The sequence below is a fragment of the Catenuloplanes niger genome (assembly GCF_031458255.1).
Taxonomy (GTDB): domain Bacteria; phylum Actinomycetota; class Actinomycetes; order Mycobacteriales; family Micromonosporaceae; genus Catenuloplanes; species Catenuloplanes niger.
In genome coordinates, this window is record NZ_JAVDYC010000001.1 from 4,161,816 (window position 1) to 4,176,993 (window position 15,178).

A 15,178-nucleotide genomic window follows, 5' to 3' on the forward strand; every position below is an offset into this window, starting at 1 on the left:
TGTGCGCTCCCCATGATCATGTATGTCGATGAAACGTCTGAGGGGGTGACGGCCCCGTGCCCGGAACGCGAAGTCCCAGGCCACGGGGCCGTCGAAGAGGTGCTGCGGAGGATCAGTACGGCGGCTGGGTCTGCTGGCTGGCTGCGCCCGCAATCGGGGCGGAGAGCGCCAGGACCGCGGCTCGCTGCTGCTCGTTCAAGCTGGCCCACATCGCCGGGTCCACCCCGGGCGGCGCCGGCTGGGCGGCCGGGGCCGCGGCGACCGGCTGTTGCGGGACGGCCGGGGCCGCGTACTGCTGGACCGGCGCCGGGGCCGGGACCGCGGCTGGCTGGACGAACTGCGGCGGCACCGGCGAGGCCGGCGGCACGGCGGCCGGCTGGACGAACTGCTGCGGCGCGGCCTGCTGCGATGGCGGCTGGATGAAGCCACCGGACGCGGCCACGCCCGCGAACTGCGACGGCGGCTCGTAGCGTGCCGCGTACAGCTTCGGCCCGTCGTCGAGCCCGGGCGCGGGCTGGCCGTCCCCGACGTACTGCACGGTAAGGGTCCCGCCCCGGTGGATGCCCTTCGCGCCCGCGGTCCGCACGGCGTCGCGGATCGCGTTCGTCAGCTCCTTGCCCTTGATGAAGAGCGTCCGCTTGCCGTCGTCGTCCTGGACCTCCGGGTCGCGCTCGCTCGTCTGCAGGACTACGAGGACCTGCATCTTCGGCTGCCCGTCGGGCCAGAACTCCTTCGCCTTGGTGCGGAAGTTCGTCTGCTGCTGGGTGGTCGGCTCCTCGACCACCGTGCCGTGCAGCATGGTCCCGACGACCGGGAACTTGGCGGAGGGCGCACCGGCGCTGCCCATGAGGATCGAGTTGGCGTCGTTGGTCATCGCATCTCCTGCGTATCTGGGTCGATCAGCCCACGGGTGGCCCGCTCGACGATCTGCGCGAGCGGCTTGTTGCCCGGACAGCCCTGCCACGAGGCGGGACGGCCGGGAGTCCGGAACGGGCACCACTTGCACCCGTCGTTGCTGGGGGAAGCGGGGATGGCCGCGATCAGGTCGCCGATGTGCTCCGGGCCGCCGAGCGCGTTGATCGCGTCGTGCAGGCCGAAGTAGCGATAGATCGCCGCGTACGCGATGTCCGGGTCGTAGGCCTCGGTCCACTCCTCCGAGGCGTCGAACGAGTAGTCGCGCGCGAGCAGCACCAGCCGGACCCACCGCACCGGGCGCCCCTTGTTCGCGTGGCCCATGCCGTACAGGTGCGCCTGGACCCGGTACTCCGGGCTGACCTGCTCGGCTGGCGGCTTGCCCATCCGCTTGGCCCGGGCGAGCTTCTCGCGCGCGGTCTTCCCGGTGTGCTTCCAGTCGACGACCATGCCCCAGTCCTGGTCGAACGCGTCGCCGGAGCCCGCGATCGGGTCGACGCCGGGGACGCCCTCGTCGATCACGAGCCGGTCCTCGGCCAACCACCGCTCGCGCCCGAGCTGCCGATTCCAGAACGCGACGACGTCCTCCATGGACGCGTGGACCGCGGTCCCCTGGAACGGCGCCCAGGTCGGCTCGGTGACCGGCACCCGCGGCGCCCCGACGAGCTTGCGCGCAATCTGCTGGTCGCACGGCGTCCCCAGCTCGCTCGGGCCGAGCGCCTTCTGCATCGACCGCGGCCGCGCCGCCTCGTAGTCCATGAGGACCTGGCGCAGCTCGCGCAGCGTCGACTCCGGCGGCCCGGCCGGGATTCCAGTGGCCGGCGGGACCGCGGCGGCGGCCGGCGCGGCGAGGATGCCCTGGCCACCGGTCGACCGCACGGGCGCCATGTCGGCGAGCAGCGCGGCCAGCTGGTCCTTGGAGACGGTCACTGCTGGCCCCGGTACTTCACGACGGCGCGGTCCAGCTCGTGCAGGTCCTCGTTGCTGCCGGTGTCGAACTGTCGTAGAGCCGCCTCAACGACTGGCCTCGCGCGCTCGGCCGCGTGGCGGAGCTCCGTGACCTCAGCGCTGAGCCGCTCGACCTCCGCGAGCAGCGCGGGCACGTCCTTGCGTGCGTGGGCGATAAAGCGGGCGTCGGCCTTTCCGTTCCGGAGCGGATCCAGCTCGATCGGTGGCAAGTTGCCGGAGATCACGGCGACGGCCGGGCCGAGAGTGCGGGCGCCGAAGTAGCTGCCGGTCATCCAAGGCCCCGGGGTCGCCGTCTCGCAGCGGCGGCGGATGGCGTTGAGGTTGAGGTCGGTCATCGGGTCCTCCGGAGGTGCCGCGCGACGGCGGCGACGAGCAGGTAGATCGGGGAGGCGATCACCGCGCCGCCGAGGAGCGCGGCCGCGAGCGGCACGGTGATCAGGAGGGAGAGCAGCCCGGCCGCAGGCGCAGCCGCATCACGGTCGAGCTGCGCGGTCATGCGGCCTTCTTCGCCGCGTCGTACTGCTGGAGCCCCCAGGCGATGGCGTGGCAGTTCCAGAGGAACCGGTAGTCCCAGTCCCGCAGGTCCCACTCCCACGAGTCGGAGACGACCCCCTCTTCCTCCAGCTCGCGGAGCAGCTCGCGGACGCTCTCCTCGTAGGCGGCGTCGCCGTCGTCGATGGCCTCCTGCACGCGCTTTCGGGCCGTCTCGACGTCCTCGGCGCGCTCCGGCTCGTCGCGGGCGACGTCGTCGAGGTAGCTGAAGATCTGCGTCTTGAACACGTCCTCGGAGTAGGACATGACCGAATTCCGGTGGCCGGCGATCTTCTCCGACCAGTACGTCGGGTTGACCCGGTAGCCGTCCATCCGGAAGAACGCGAACATGTCGTCGATCCGGGAGAACATGAAGCCGTCCATGTCGCCCTTGATCGCGAGCGAGCCGGGCCACGTGATCAGGTCGAAGTAGTAGATGCTGGTGCCGGGCTGCTGGAACCGGACGTGCCGGTAGAGGCCGTCCTCGTGCAGCACGGTCATCTCGTGCTTCTCCACGTCGCGTGGGAAGCGGTCCGCGACGCGCTTCTCCTCGGCGGTCCGGTAGTCCGGAATCTCAGGGGTCGTCATCGCGCTACCGCCGCGGGCCCGTCGACCAGCACCGCGAAGACCGCGCGGGCGCCCCACTCGCCGATGCTCTCGGCTGGCTCGCCGTCGGTGTCGAAACGGCGCTTGACCACCGCGCCTGGGTCGTTGATCGCCCGGGTGATCTCGTCGATCGAGGGGGCGACGCGCTGGCCGCGCTGCTCGGCGAGCATCACCACGGCGATCGCAGCGATCATCTCGACCTGGGCCGCGGACCGCCGGGAGAACTGGTAGGCCAGCGCCGCGACCGTTCCGTCCGCGTCGAGGTCGGCCAGCTGCTCGCGGGCCAACCCGATCATCTGGTCGGTGATCTGCCGCGTCCGCGCGATGTCCCGCGCAACCTCCGGCGTGACCTCCAGGCCGAGCGCCTGCAGCAAGGTGGTGATCTGCTCAGACATCGAGGCACTCCGTCCGGGTGCAGAGGTTGTCCGCGCGGATATATGCGACGACGGCGTCGCCGGGCGTCTGCAGGCCGGCGTCGAGTTCGCGAGCCTCCCCGCGGTCCTGCTCGGTGTCGGCGTAGGTACGGATCCGGTGCCAGCACTCCTCGCCGGTGTTGAAGATCAGGACCAGTTCACGCACGAGCCCGCCGCCCGGGCTGAAGTGGTGGTGCCCGACCTCGATGACGAGGTCCCAGCCGCCATCGCCGTCTTCGCGGTACTCGATCTCGAAGCCCGACGAGTCCTCGTCGAAGTTGAGAAGGAAGCCCGCCTCCTGCAAGGCGGCGCTGTAGGTGTCGGTGGCCCGCGCGACGACGGTCTCCACCTCGTCCATCTCAGACATCGGCGCTCCACTCAGTCCGGCGGACCACGCGGCGGACGACCGATGCCGCCGCGACGCGCTCGATCAGCACAGCGGCGGCCTCGTCGGCGACCGTGACGACCGAACCGTCCGCGAGCCGGACGCCGTACTCGATTTCGGTGCCGCCCTCGGCGCCCTCCGCGGCCGGCGTGACGACGTCGCCCGGGCCGAGGATCTCCAGCCGGTCGCCGCGGCCGTAGAAGCGCAGCAGCGCGTCCATGCGCGGCACCGTCACGGCCCGCTGGGCACGCTCGTAGGAGCCGACGACGACGGCCTTCCAGTGGCCGAGGCTCTTCTCCTCGACCTGGGCGAGGCTGAGGCCGGCGGCCTGGCGGGCGGCGCGGAGCCGCTCGCCGATCTGGGCAGGGGTCAGGTGACTCATGCGGGGAGTCCTCTCGGGCCGGGGATGACGACGACGCGCTCGGCGGCGCGGGTGATCGCGGTGTAGAGCCAGCGCTGGCCGTTGATGTGACCGGCGGCGGCCGCGGCGTCCGGGGGATGACCGGCTCGCTCGGCCTCGGCCGCCGCGGCGCGGCTGAAGACGTAGGACTCGTCGACGACCAGGACGTGGTCGTACTGCGAGCCCTGCGACTTGTGGCAGGTGATGGCCTGGGCGAAGGTGGCCGCGGCGACCGAACCGCGCCCCTCTTTCTTCGCCTTCTTCTCGCCCTCGATGCTCTGGAAGCCGGACAGCCACACGGTCAGCGGACGCCGGTGGCCGGTGTCCTCCTCGACCAGCAGCCGCACACGGTCGGCCTCGGGGTGCAGCGGCAGCTGGTCGAGCACGCTCGCCACGCGCAGCTGCTGCCCGTTGAAGATGTCGGCCTCGGTGCTGTTCGCGAGACCGATGATCTTGTCGCCGGGCTGCGGCACCGGGCCGCAGAGACCGGCCAGCGAGCGCATCAGGTGAATCGCCTGCCACCGCGTCTTGTTGGTGCCGACGAGCACCTGGTCGAAGCCCGCCAGGTCCTCGCGGCTGACGCGCTGGCGCCGGCCGGAGTCTCCGTCGGCGAAGAGGCCGAGCGAGCGATCGCCCGGCGCCGACTTGCGGACCGAGGTGGCCAGCCGGGTCACCGGCGAGTCCAGCGCGGACCGGTGGATTTCGGTGAGCAGGTGGTCCGGCTCGGCGTCGATGAAGTAGCCGCCGCCGTCGACCGGGGGCAGCTGCGCCGGGTCGCCGAGCACCAGCAGCCGGACGCCGAACGAGAGCAGGTCCGCGGCCATCCGCGACCCGACCATCGACACCTCGTCAAGCACCAGCAGCGGCGCGGTCTCCAGCGGCGAGTCCTCGCGCAGGATGAAGTCCGGCGTCTCCAGCTTTTCCCGCTCCACCGCGATCTGGGTCTCCAGGACCGCGCGCTGCATCGGGTTGCTCTCGACGAGGAGCTTCCGCTCCAGCTCCTCCAGGTGCGCACGGACCTTGTCCTGCGGCGTGTAGATCAGCGAGTGCACGGTCGACGCGCCCTCGCAGCCCTTCGACCGCAGGACGTACGCGGCCTTGCCGGTGAAGGCCGCGTAGAGCGCGCGGACACCGAGCTGCTCGACGATCGAGCGCGCCAGCGTGGTCTTGCCGGTGCCGGCGTAGCCGAAGAGCCGGAAGACCTGCGGACCGTCCGGGTCGCGGTACCAGGCGACGATCTTCTCGATCGCCTCCTGCTGCTGCGGCGACCAGTCCATCGCGGACGTGGCCGGTGCGGTAACGCCGGTGAACGGGTCGTCGAGGTCGAGGTGGATGGTCACGGCGCCTCCCCGGTGGCCCGGTCCGTGTCGAGCACCAGCGCGCCGGTGACCTCAGCCGGAAGCCCTGCGGCGGCACCGAGGCGGCCCACGCGCGGCAGCGGCAGCGTCTCGGCGGTGCCGACGCGCGGGCGGATGACGAGCCGCTCGTCGGTCGGCACACGCACCGCGTCTGCGGCCCTGGCCACGGGGTCGAGCGCGCCGAGCAGTGGCGGCACCGGTGCGACGCCGGCACGCTCGCAGGCCTCCGCCTGGGCCCGGGCCGCCGCGTCGGCGAGCTGCTCGGCATACGCGACGCCCGCGGCGACCGACGGAGCCGGAGCCTCGTCGCGCCGGTGCCGGCCGGGCGAGGCGTAGCCCTGGATGGTGAGGGCCGCGGCCGCTCCGGCGCCCATGAGGATCAGGGCGCCGGAGGTGACCGCGATGGTCTCGGTCAGCACTGCTTGTCTCCCGAGGAGTCGAGGAGGCGGATGAGGTCGTCGGCCGTGGCGCACGCGTCCAGCGCGGCCAGGTCGGCGCGGATGAGGTCCTCGGCGAACACGTCGCCCTGGGCCGCCGCGCGCCGCGCCTTCCGCCGTCGGCCGGACTCGATGGCCAGGTCGACGAGGAAGGCGACGGCGAGCACCAGCAGCGAGGCGATGATCGCGATCAGGGTGAAGATGCCGAGGACGATGAGCAGCAGCTCCAGCAGGTCGGCCATCACGCGGCCTGCCCGAGCCGGAAGCCGACGACGCCCTCCGGCAACGCACCGCCGCACGGCTCGCGGAGGTCACGCTCAAGCGCACCGCTGACCGGCTCGTTCGATTCCAGGCCGCCGGCCATGGCCAACGCCTCCAGCACGCGGGTGAGGTCCTGCGGCGGCATGCCGGCCAGCGCGTCGCGCAGGTTCACCCGGGCGCCGCCGCCGATGGCACAGGCGATCCGGATCAGCGCCGCCTCCCGCCCGGTAACCCGCACCGCACCGTCCGTTATGGCGAGGGAGAGGTGTGACCACGCCACCACGGCGACCGTGCGGGTCATCCGGTGGATGTGCGTACGGACGTCGGGGCGGTCGATGACCTCGACCGTGCTGGTCGGCACGTGCAGCAGTAGGTGAACGGCGGCGCGCTCCTGGGCGTCCGTGGCCCCGAAGCGCAGGGCGTTGGCGAGGATGCTCACGCGGCACCGCCCTTGGCCGCGAGCTGCGCCTCCAGCTCGGCGACGCGGACCGCGAGCACGGCGGCGTCGCGGTCGACGATCGTCGTGACAGCCACGTCCAGCCCGCCCTGGTGCCTCGACCCGCCGTCGCTGGCGTGTGGCGTGCCGTAGTGCATCTTGGAATCCGCGCGACTCCGGTCCTCGGCGGCCGGAAGAGCCAGCCCCGCGATCAGCGCATCGACGGCCTGCATCTTCGTGGCCTTGACCGCAGCCCTGTCCGTACCGAAGTTCATGACGAGGACTTCGAGCGAGATGTCCGTGTGGCGCGGCAGCGTGAGGTCGAACGCGCGCAGGTTCGCGGCGAGCGCCTCCAGCGCATCGGCGAGCGCCTCCGTCGTCTTCGTGTGCGGCCAGGGCCTGCGCGGGACCGTCACGTAGTCCGGCATCTCGCCGTACATCGCGAAGTGGTCCAGCTCCGCGATGCCCTGCTCGGCCCACCGGATCGCGGTGGCGAGCGTGCCGGTGTGCTTGTGTAGCTGCACCACGTCCTCGCACAGCTCGATCAGCCAGGCGCCGGCGCCATCCTTGTGCGCGTCGATCTGGGCGAGGATCACGCCGTCGCGCCGGTCGAGCAGGTAGCAGCCGTCGGCCTTGGGCTGGACGTAGAGGCTTGTGATCTCGGGCGGCAGCAGCATCGCTGGGCTCGTTCTGATCGGCTGGGTCATGGGATACTCCTCGGGTCTGGGCGTCCCCGGTGCCGGCAAAGCGAGTGGGGCGCCTTTGGCGTTTCTGGATTCAGGCGGCCGACGAAGCGGCCTTGATCGGCGGCTTCTGCGCCGCCTTCCGCTTGCGGGCCGCGGCCGAGGCCTGGCCCATGCGGACGAAGTGCGCCTTGCGTCGGCTCTCCGCGAGACGGAGGACCAGGGCGTCATCGAGGTCGGGGAACTCGCTGCGAACTTCGCGCTCCCACCGCGCCTCGGCGGCCTTGCGAGCCGGCGCCGTGGCCGCGGCGCGGTCGGGCGTCTTGCCCCAGCGCTCAAGAGCGCCGAGCTGGCCAGCCTGCGCGGGGGTCATCGCGCGCCTGCCGTGACCGGCTCGTCGGGCATGAGGTCGGTGACCCCGCAACCCAGCGCCCTCGCGATGGCGGCGAGCAGCTCAGGGCTCGGATTGCGCGTGCCGCGCTCCAGCTCAGAGAGGTGCCCCTTGCTGGCCGACGTGACCTCGGCGAGCTGCGAAAGGCTCATGCCGTTCGCGATCCGCCTGCGACGCAGCCGGGCGGGGTGGTGATCAAGCGGCTCCCGTGCTGCCTGCCGCCGTCGCTCGGTATTGGTCATGCGAACGACCATAGGCAGGTTCGCAATAGTTCGCAAGCGTTCGCGCCTTCAAGTGCGAACGGTGGACGTTCGGACGATGGGAATCTCATCCGTTCGCGATTCATTCATGGGTGCCGTTGCGAACTGCTGCGAAATATCGCGTACGATCACGCGCATGAGCGCGCCCAGACAACTGACGCCTCACGGCCAGCTCATCGAGCAAGCCCGTGAGGCTGCCCGCCCGCGTCTGTCCGCCCGCGAGGCGGCACGCCGAGCCGGCATCAGTGAGGGGCGCTGGCGGCAGGTCGTGACCGGGCGTCAGTCAGTGGGCGGCGGCCAGACCATCGAGATCAGTACCAAGCCCGCGACCGTCGCCGCGATGGCGCGCGCGGTCGGCCTGGATCCGCGCCCCGTGGTGGAAGCGGCCGGCTTCGCGTACGACCCGGCGGAGGAAGTCGAACCGTCAGTGGCGGAAGGCGACACCGCGATGGAGAAGATCATGAGGGCGCCGGTCGACGAGGAGACGCGCGCGCTCATGGTGCGGTTCCTGCAGGAGCGCCGGGCGCGCAACGAGGAAGCCTTGGAGCTGGACCTCGCGCGCATGATCGAACTGGCGCTGGGGCTACACGGGAAGACTGGCTAGTCCGCTACTCAAAGTAAATATTGGGGCGTTGGTGGCAAGATCCAACGCTGTAGCAGTAACCATCTGATTCGCTGGACAGCGTTGCCCAACGCCATGGTGCAGAGCTGCGTTTCCCCAGGTCGCTACAGCGCTTGAGGCGTCCTGACTACGGATCAGAAGGTTAGGGGTTCGAGTCCCTTCGGGCGCACAGTTGAGGAACGGCCTCCCACGGATGTGGGAGGCCGTTCTGCTTTCCGGCGAATCGGCGTGTCGGCGTGTCGCGCACGGATCGCGGCGGGGTCAGAGTGAGGTGCCGCCGGAGGCGTTGATGACCTGGCCGGTCACCCAGCGGCCCTCGTCGGAGGCGAGGAAGGCGATGACGCTCACCACGTCGTCCGGCTCGCCGAGGCGGCCGAGAGCGACGCGGGCCGCCTGTTGCGCCGCGAGTTCCGCGTTGTCCCGCAGGTATTGGCTGTTTCTGGTCATGACGATGCCGGGTGCCACCGAGTTGACCGTGATCCCGCGTGGGCCGAGGTCGACGGCCAGGTCGAGGGTGAACGTGTTCAGTGCCGCCTTGCTGACGCCGTAGGCGAGCAGGTCCGGGCTTGCGACGGTGGCCGCGAGGCTGGAGATGTTGATGATCCGGCCGCCGTCGCGCAGCCGTGGCAGCGCCAGCTTCGTGATGAAGAACGGCGCCCGCACGTTCACCGCGATCACCTGGTCGAACTCTTCCTCGGAGAGGGCGGCCAGCCGGGCGAAGCTGCCCTTCGCGGCGTTGTGGACGAGGATGTCGAGCTGCCCGTCGGGCACGTGGTCGCGGCCCGCCTCGTCGAAGGCGTCCCAGAAGCGGGTCGCGTCGCCGGGCGTGCCCAGCTTCGTGTGGACGGCGAAGGCACGCCCGCCGTTCGTGTTGATGCGCTCCACGGTCTCGCGGGCGGCCGGCTCGTCGTGGCCGTAGCCGATCCCGACGGTGGCCCCGTCGCGGGCGAATCGCTCCGCGGTGGCCCGGCCGATGCCGTGGCTGCCGCCGGTGACGAGGGCGACCTTGCCCCGCAGTGCTCCTGACATGACGACTCCTTTGTTGAATGTTCGCTCAAGAAAGAGAGTACGTCTTTCTTGAGTGATCGGTCAAGAAGTCTCGCGGCCAGTCTTGAGTGATCGCTCTAGAATGGGCGCATGGACGCATCAGAAGTACGGCGTGGCCGGCCGCCGGCCTTCGACCGGGACGCGGCGCTGGCGGCCGCCACCCGCCTGTTCTGGGAGAACGGGTACGAGGCGACCTCGATCAACGACCTGACCCGGGAGATGGGCATCCGGCCCGGCAGCCTCTACGCGGCGTTCGGGGACAAGCGGTCGCTGTTCAACGAGGTGATCGAGGCGTACGGCCGGTCACCGGCCGGGGAGTTCGTCTGGGCCGCCATGGCCAGGGAGCCCACGGCCTTCGCCGCGTTCCACCGCATCCTGCTCGACGCGGCCGCGATGTACACCGACCCGGAGACGCCGGCCGGGAACCTGCTGTGCAGCGCGGCCGCGGCCGATGTCGACGTCGCCGTCTACATGCGGGATCTGCGCAACGCCAACGTCGACACGTTCGAGAAGCGCCTGACCACCGCGCGCGAGCAGGGCGAGATCCCGGCGACGGCCGACCCGCGGAAGCTGGCCGCGTACTTCACCGCCGTCATGCACGGCATGTCCCAGCGCGCACGGGACGGCGCCACCGCGGCGGAACTCACCGACACCGCGGAACTGGCCATGGCCGCCTGGCCGGCCGCCTGACAACACGCGGACTACGGCACGGGTACGCGGGCTACAGCCAGGACACGTGCGGGGCCAGCAGGGCGTAGCCGACGAAGGCGACGATGTCGAGGATCGTGTGGGCGACGATCAGCGGCATGACGCGCTTGAAGCGAAGGTGGAAGAGGCAGAAGACGACGCCCATCACGATGTTGCCGATGAAACCGCCGAAGCCCTGATACAGGTGGTACGAGCCGCGGAGCACCGAGCTGGTGAGGATGATCGCGGGGACGCGCCAGCGGAGGTGTTCGAGGCGGCGCATCAGGTAGCCGACGACCAGCACCTCCTCCAGGACGGCGTTCTTCGCGGCGGCCAGGACGAGGACGGGCACGGTCCACCAGACGTCGTTGAGCGCGGACGCGACCACCGTGGTGTTCAGGCCCAGTTCGCGGGCGACCAGGTAGAGGCCGAGGCCGGGCAGCCCGATGCCGGCGGCCAGGGCGCTGCCGGAACCGAGGTCGAAGAACGGGCGGCGGAAGTCCAGGCCCATGCCGGCGGCGCGGTCACGGGCCAGCAGGTGCAGCGCGAGCGCGACCGGCATCAGCGCGAAGAAGATCCGCAGCAGCTGGAGTGTCAGGTCGAGGTAGGGGCGGTCGGACGCGGCCGGGTTGAGCGTGGACGTCTGTGCGGACAGCGGCGTGGACGCGGTGAGCCGGCCGACGATGTTGACCAGCGAGAAGACCGCCGACTGGCCGAGCGACAGGCCGAACACGATCAGCAGCTCGAACCGGAGGGTACGGTCGCGGTGTGCGAGGCCGTCGGGGGCGTCCAGGAGCGCGGTCACCTGAATACTGTGCCCCATCAGGGTCCGGTCGCACAGTGCGTCCGCGCGGGGCGCCGGGCGGGGCCGAGGATCGCGGGTCATGGGCGATCTGTCGCACCTCCTGCGCGAGAGCTGGACCGTCGTCGAGGAGCAGCAGGAGAAGCTGGCCGGCTACTTCTACGCGCGAATCTTCCTGTCCAATCCGCACCTGCGTGACCTGTTCCCGGTGCAGATGGACGCGCAGCGATCGCGGTTGCTGGGCGCGATCGTGACGGCGGTGCAGACGCTGGACGATCCGGAGCGGCTCGACGCCTACCTGCGGGATCTGGGCCGGGACCACCGGAAGTTCGAGGTGACGCCGGAGCAGTACGCGGTGGTCGGCGACGCGCTGCTGGAGTCGCTGCGGATCTTCGGGGGCGAGCGGTGGACGCCGGACTTCGACCAGGCCTGGCGGGACGCGTACGGGCTGATCGCGCAGAAGATGATCGACGCGGCGAAGGCGGACGACGACCCGGCGTACTGGATCGCGGAGGTGCTCAGCCACGAGCGGCGCGGCCGGGACATCGCGGTGCTCACGGTGCTGCCGGGCCAGCCGCTGGAGTTCCGGGCCGGGCAGTACGTCAGCGTGGAGTGCCCGGCGTACCGGCCGCGGGTGTGGCGGGTCTACTCGATGGCGAACGCGCCGCGCCGGGACCGCACGCTGGAGTTCCATGTCCGCGCGCTGAGCAGCGGGTGGGTGTCCGGCGCGCTGGTCCGCCGGGTGCGCGCCGGTGATCTGCTGCGGCTGGCCGCGCCGATGGGGTCGATGACGCTGGACCGCCGCTCGACCCGGGACATCGTGTGCGTGGCCGGCAGCACCGGCCTGGCCCCGATCAAGGCGCTGCTGGAGGAACTCACCCGGTTCAACCGGACGCGCTGGGTGCACGTGTTCTTCGGTGCCGGGACCCGGGAGGACCTCTACGACCTGCCGGAGTTGCGGGCGATCGCGGCCCAGCACCCGTGGGTGTCGCTGGTGCCGGCGTGCAGCCGGGACGCGAGCTTCGACGGTGAGCACGGCAACGTGTCGGAGATCGTCGGACGGTACGGGCCGTGGAACGACCACGACTTCTACGTGGCCGGCTCGGCCGGAATGGTCCAGGCCACGCTGCGCACGCTGGCCGCGCTGGAGGTGCCACCGTCACGCATAAGGTATGACGCGTTCGGCCAGTAGAACCATTCGGTCAGTACCGCCAGGGCAGCCCGCCGTCCTGGTACTCCTCGAGCGAGACCAGCCGCGCGTCCGGCGGCATGCGGTCCAGGTAGAGCCGTCCGTCCAGGTGGTCGATCTCGTGCGCGACCAGCCGGGCCGTCGCCCGCTCGAACGTGGTGATCACCCGGGTGCCGTCCCAGCGCTCGTGTTCCACGTCGATGCGCAACGGCCGGCGCACCGCGCCGCGCTCGTCGAAGAACGACAGGCAGCCCTCGTACTGGACGTCGGTCTCCGCCGACTCGGTCACCACCCGCGGGTTGACCAGCGTCAGCGGTTCCCCGTCCGGGTCCGGCGGCCGGATCACCGCGACCGCGACCGGCAGCCCGATCTGCGGTGCGGCGAGCCCCATGCCCTTGCGGAAGTCGTGCAGCGTCTCGACCCGGCCGGCCGCGCGGTGCAGTGCCTCGGCCACGTCGCGCGCCTCACGGGCCTGTTCGGGCAGGACGAGCCGCCGGGCCGGTGTGCCGAGGCGGGTGTCGCCGCGCTGCAGGATGCCGGCCGCGCGCATGCGGTCGCTGGCCCGCTCCCCGCCGGTCGGCGCCGGGGTGCCGCGGAACCGCCAGGACAATTTGTACCGCGCGTTGAGCGGTGGCTCGTCCGTCGACCACTCGAAGACCGCGCGGTCGTGCTCCTCGTGCCGGGTGAACGGGGTGCGCAGCGGCGCCTCCTCGGCGGAGAGCGAGGTCTCCTCGCCCCAGACCGTCGGGTCGAGCGCGGCCGGGAAGTCGAGCCGGACCGTGAGCTGCCGGGTGGGCAACCGGACCGCGCGCTGGAACCACTGGCCCCACTTCTCCTCGGCCACGGAGTACGCGTACTCGATCGTGGTCCGCTGGCCGGGGTAGAGCGGGAAGCGGCCGTTGTCGTTCTCGAAGAGCAGCCACATCTCCTTGTCCGCGTCCCGGTCGCGCTTCTTCCGCCAGCGCATGGGCTCCCGCGCGTACGGCGCGCCCCAGAACGCGGTGAGCTTCAGCTCGTCGAAGGAGAGCGGGTGCTCACGGTGGTGCCGGTTGGAGCGCTCCGGGTCGCCGGGGTACCGGTCGACCGCGACCTTGACCATGTAGCGGGTGACCGGTTCGGTGCCGGCGTTGTAGAGCGCCCGGCGGATCACGCAGCGGTACTCGCCGTCGGAGTAGACCAGCTCCGCGATCTCCTGCTCGACGACCAGACCGGTGCCGGGCGGCAGCCACTGCTCGGGCACGGGCGGGTCGCGGTGGGTGAGGCCGCTGGAGCGCACGTGGCGGAGTTCGTCGTACTCCTGGAAGCGCTGCCAGATGCGGCCGCCGGCGTCGAGCACGGCCTCGGCCCGGCGGGCGAAGTCCTCGGTGGGACGGTGGCGGCGGCCCTCGACGTGGCTGACGTAGGACGGGTCGAAGCCCATCCGGGCGGCCAGCTGTTTCTTGGTCATTCCGCGGTCGGCACGCCACTGGGACAGTTCGGCGGCGAACGAGTCGGCCGCCCGCTCCAGCGGCGAGGTCGGCGATGTCGGCTGTGCTGTCATCACGCGTCCTTCTCGGCTCCCGGGTATTCAAGTGTCCGTTGCCCGACCGAACACCCGTGAGTGAGTAGCGCGTTACGGACAGAAGTATTGACAAACCGGTCAAGACCTTGCACGCATTGCGACTCGACCGGTACTGATGGTTACCGAGCGCGACGTCAGCCGGTGATTATGAGCTGATTTAGCGGGAATCATCGCCCTATTAGCGGAGACCGGGCCAAGCGCCGTCGGTATCGTCATCGTGAGTAACCACGCGGGCGAACGCCGCCAAGTCTGGTTAGGCTATCCTTAGCGAGCAATGGTGAGCCGTCCGTCCGGGCGGTGAACGATCTGACGAGGTGGCGGCGGCTATGCGGCGAGGCATCCGGCTCACCGGCTCCGATTCGGAGCCGTCGCGGCACGAGTCCGCGCCGATCACCCACCGTCATTCATTCATCACCCGAGTCGGCGACGCCGAGTGACCACCCTCGTCCACCGGCCGGCGCCCGTCGAACCGTTCGCACCGATCACCGCGACGCTCCGGGCCGCGTTCGGTCCCGCATATCCGTTGCCGAGCCTGCTGCCCGGCCTGCTGGCGCACCGGCGTCCGCACGACTGGATCTCCGGCGACGACCTGATCACCGGCGACGCGCTGCCCGCGCTGCTGGGCTCGGCCCGTCGCCTCTGGCACGCGCAGCCGCACGCGGCCGCAGCCCTGGCCTGGAAGCACTACACCTACTGGGTGGCGCTGCCGGCCGTGGTCGGCTGGGCCGGCGCGCGCCGCGTGCCGCTGCTGCGGCCGTCGGACACGCTGATCCGGGTGGACGACTCGGCGCCGCTGCTGCGCGTCGGGCTGTCCCCGACGACCGAGGTGGCGGTGCTGCCGAGCGACCCGCTGGCGGCCGGCGGCCACCCGGGCGTGCGGGTCGCGGCGGACGAGGCCGACCTGCTGGCCATGCTGCGCGGCTCACTGCTGGACGAGCACCTCGCGCCGCTGCTGGACCGGCTGCGCGGTCAGGCCCGGATCGGTGCGCGCACGCTGCTCGGCTCGCTCGCGTCCGGCGTGGCCCAGGGCGTGCTCCGCACGGCCGACGTGCTGCCCGGCCGCGCGGTGCACACCACCGAGACGCTGCTCGCCGCGCTCGGTGTCGCGGACCTGGTGGACGTGGTCCCGGACGCGGACGGCCGGCTCATGGTCCAGCGCCGCACCTGCTGCCTGGCCTTCACGCTGCCGGCGCCCAAGGTCTGCTCCGGCTGCTGCATAAAGCAGTGA

The 15,178-nt window shown here is 71.1% G+C and carries 22 protein-coding genes and 1 tRNA gene; 5 read left to right on the forward strand and 18 right to left on the reverse strand.

The window, feature by feature from the left end:
- Positions 1–112 precede the first annotated feature (112 nt).
- From J2S44_RS18215 to J2S44_RS18285, 15 genes are all read right to left on the reverse strand, one after another.
- On the reverse strand, positions 113–874 hold the full coding sequence (locus J2S44_RS18215; protein WP_310415215.1) for a hypothetical protein: 762 nt from the start codon (positions 872–874) through the stop codon (positions 113–115).
- A complete protein-coding gene (locus tag J2S44_RS18220) occupies positions 871–1,842 on the reverse strand; it encodes a hypothetical protein (RefSeq protein WP_310415218.1) in 972 nt (323 codons plus the stop codon). The genes J2S44_RS18215 and J2S44_RS18220 overlap by 4 nt, the downstream gene beginning before the upstream one ends.
- Positions 1,839–2,216: a hypothetical protein gene (locus J2S44_RS18225; protein ID WP_310415220.1), complete on the reverse strand. Its 378-nt coding sequence runs from the start codon at positions 2,214–2,216 to the stop codon at positions 1,839–1,841. The genes J2S44_RS18220 and J2S44_RS18225 overlap by 4 nt, the downstream gene beginning before the upstream one ends.
- On the reverse strand, positions 2,213–2,377 hold the full coding sequence (locus J2S44_RS18230) for a hypothetical protein (protein WP_310415222.1): 165 nt from the start codon (positions 2,375–2,377) through the stop codon (positions 2,213–2,215). The genes J2S44_RS18225 and J2S44_RS18230 overlap by 4 nt, the downstream gene beginning before the upstream one ends.
- Complete coding sequence (locus tag J2S44_RS18235) at positions 2,374–3,000, reverse strand: hypothetical protein (protein WP_310415225.1); 627 nt, start codon at positions 2,998–3,000, stop codon at positions 2,374–2,376. The genes J2S44_RS18230 and J2S44_RS18235 overlap by 4 nt, the downstream gene beginning before the upstream one ends.
- Positions 2,997–3,413, reverse strand: coding sequence for a hypothetical protein (locus J2S44_RS18240; protein ID WP_310415226.1), 417 nt, complete (start codon positions 3,411–3,413; stop codon positions 2,997–2,999). The genes J2S44_RS18235 and J2S44_RS18240 overlap by 4 nt, the downstream gene beginning before the upstream one ends.
- Complete coding sequence (locus J2S44_RS18245; protein WP_310415229.1) at positions 3,406–3,789, reverse strand: hypothetical protein; 384 nt, start codon at positions 3,787–3,789, stop codon at positions 3,406–3,408. The genes J2S44_RS18240 and J2S44_RS18245 overlap by 8 nt, the downstream gene beginning before the upstream one ends.
- Position 3,790: 1 nt before the next feature.
- Complete coding sequence (locus J2S44_RS42940) at positions 3,791–4,198, reverse strand: helix-turn-helix domain-containing protein (RefSeq protein ID WP_374727863.1); 408 nt, start codon at positions 4,196–4,198, stop codon at positions 3,791–3,793.
- Positions 4,195–5,556: an ATP-dependent DNA helicase gene (locus J2S44_RS18255; protein ID WP_310415231.1), complete on the reverse strand. Its 1,362-nt coding sequence runs from the start codon at positions 5,554–5,556 to the stop codon at positions 4,195–4,197. The genes J2S44_RS42940 and J2S44_RS18255 overlap by 4 nt, the downstream gene beginning before the upstream one ends.
- A complete protein-coding gene (locus J2S44_RS18260) occupies positions 5,553–5,993 on the reverse strand; it encodes a hypothetical protein (protein WP_310415234.1) in 441 nt (146 codons plus the stop codon). The genes J2S44_RS18255 and J2S44_RS18260 overlap by 4 nt, the downstream gene beginning before the upstream one ends.
- A complete protein-coding gene (locus J2S44_RS18265) occupies positions 5,987–6,253 on the reverse strand; it encodes a hypothetical protein (RefSeq protein WP_310415237.1) in 267 nt (88 codons plus the stop codon). Before J2S44_RS18265 ends, J2S44_RS18260 begins: the two co-directional genes overlap by 7 nt.
- Positions 6,253–6,711 carry a hypothetical protein gene (locus J2S44_RS18270; RefSeq protein ID WP_310415240.1) on the reverse strand — a complete coding sequence of 153 codons (459 nt, stop codon included), beginning with the start codon at positions 6,709–6,711 and terminating at the stop codon, positions 6,253–6,255. The genes J2S44_RS18265 and J2S44_RS18270 overlap by 1 nt, the downstream gene beginning before the upstream one ends.
- Complete coding sequence (locus tag J2S44_RS18275) at positions 6,708–7,415, reverse strand: hypothetical protein (RefSeq protein WP_310415243.1); 708 nt, start codon at positions 7,413–7,415, stop codon at positions 6,708–6,710. The genes J2S44_RS18270 and J2S44_RS18275 overlap by 4 nt, the downstream gene beginning before the upstream one ends.
- 70 nt (positions 7,416–7,485) lie before the next feature.
- Positions 7,486–7,764 carry a hypothetical protein gene (locus tag J2S44_RS18280; protein ID WP_310415246.1) on the reverse strand — a complete coding sequence of 93 codons (279 nt, stop codon included), beginning with the start codon at positions 7,762–7,764 and terminating at the stop codon, positions 7,486–7,488.
- The gene (locus tag J2S44_RS18285) at positions 7,761–8,024 is read right to left on the reverse strand and encodes a helix-turn-helix domain-containing protein (RefSeq protein ID WP_310415250.1); all 264 of its coding nucleotides are present in this window, start codon (positions 8,022–8,024) and stop codon (positions 7,761–7,763) included. The genes J2S44_RS18280 and J2S44_RS18285 overlap by 4 nt, the downstream gene beginning before the upstream one ends.
- 154 nt (positions 8,025–8,178) lie before the next feature.
- Between J2S44_RS18285 and J2S44_RS18290 the strand changes: the two genes are divergently transcribed.
- Complete coding sequence (locus tag J2S44_RS18290; protein ID WP_310415252.1) at positions 8,179–8,646, forward strand: helix-turn-helix domain-containing protein; 468 nt, start codon at positions 8,179–8,181, stop codon at positions 8,644–8,646.
- Positions 8,647–8,773: 127 nt separating this feature from the next.
- Positions 8,774–8,833, forward strand: a tRNA-OTHER gene (locus J2S44_RS18295).
- A gap of 92 nt (positions 8,834–8,925) precedes the next feature.
- Here the strand turns inward: J2S44_RS18295 and J2S44_RS18300 are convergent.
- Positions 8,926–9,693, reverse strand: coding sequence for an SDR family NAD(P)-dependent oxidoreductase (locus J2S44_RS18300; protein ID WP_310415256.1), 768 nt, complete (start codon positions 9,691–9,693; stop codon positions 8,926–8,928).
- A 108-nt stretch (positions 9,694–9,801) separates the two neighbouring features.
- Between J2S44_RS18300 and J2S44_RS18305 the strand changes: the two genes are divergently transcribed.
- Positions 9,802–10,401 carry a TetR/AcrR family transcriptional regulator gene (locus J2S44_RS18305; protein ID WP_310415259.1) on the forward strand — a complete coding sequence of 200 codons (600 nt, stop codon included), beginning with the start codon at positions 9,802–9,804 and terminating at the stop codon, positions 10,399–10,401.
- 31 nt (positions 10,402–10,432) lie between these two features.
- Here J2S44_RS18305 and J2S44_RS18310 read toward each other — a convergent pair whose 3' ends face one another.
- Complete coding sequence (locus tag J2S44_RS18310) at positions 10,433–11,203, reverse strand: CPBP family intramembrane glutamic endopeptidase (RefSeq protein WP_307241787.1); 771 nt, start codon at positions 11,201–11,203, stop codon at positions 10,433–10,435.
- A 79-nt stretch (positions 11,204–11,282) separates the two neighbouring features.
- On the opposite strand from J2S44_RS18310, the gene J2S44_RS18315 reads away from it, so the two are divergent.
- On the forward strand, positions 11,283–12,392 hold the full coding sequence (locus J2S44_RS18315; RefSeq protein ID WP_310415262.1) for a globin domain-containing protein: 1,110 nt from the start codon (positions 11,283–11,285) through the stop codon (positions 12,390–12,392).
- Between the two features lie 10 nt (positions 12,393–12,402).
- On the opposite strand, the gene J2S44_RS18320 is transcribed toward J2S44_RS18315, so the two are convergent.
- Positions 12,403–13,929, reverse strand: coding sequence for a peptide deformylase (locus J2S44_RS18320; RefSeq protein WP_310415265.1), 1,527 nt, complete (start codon positions 13,927–13,929; stop codon positions 12,403–12,405).
- Positions 13,930–14,383: 454 nt separating this feature from the next.
- Here J2S44_RS18320 and J2S44_RS18325 point away from each other — a divergent pair, with 454 nt between their 5' ends.
- Entirely contained in the window at positions 14,384–15,178 is a 795-nt protein-coding gene (locus J2S44_RS18325; RefSeq protein ID WP_310415268.1) for a hypothetical protein, read from the forward strand.